Annotated in this window: 1 protein-coding gene; it reads left to right on the top strand. The window is 59.0% G+C overall.

The genetic code is table 11. From position 1 onward, the window contains the following. Nucleotides 1-234: hypothetical protein (locus ACSHWJ_RS16110; RefSeq protein ID WP_435928803.1), on the top strand; the 234-nt coding region annotated here is incomplete at both ends.

The following is a 234-nucleotide window of genomic DNA, read 5'->3' as shown; positions in this document are numbered from 1 at the left end:
TACCCTTGGGCGAGGACAAGGGCCAAATCTTCGCGTGCTGCCCCACTCTTAGCCAACCGGACTTGGTCGGTGGCGAAGGCGCGCGCGCCCATTTCCTATCGGACGGATTGCCTACCGTCGCCTTGTGTTGGAAAGACGACCTCGACGAGAAGGAGCAGGAAAAATTCCGCGCCAAACATGCCTTTTTGTGTGGCTTGCTCGAACAGGCGGCGGAAGCCGCTCCATATTTGAGCG

It is taken from the genome of Methylococcus sp. S1M (assembly GCF_051295855.1).
Taxonomy (GTDB): Bacteria; Pseudomonadota; Gammaproteobacteria; order Methylococcales; family Methylococcaceae; genus Methylococcus; species Methylococcus capsulatus.
The sequence above is the reverse complement of the archived record's forward strand: the minus strand, read 5'-3'. Positions and strand labels throughout refer to the sequence as shown.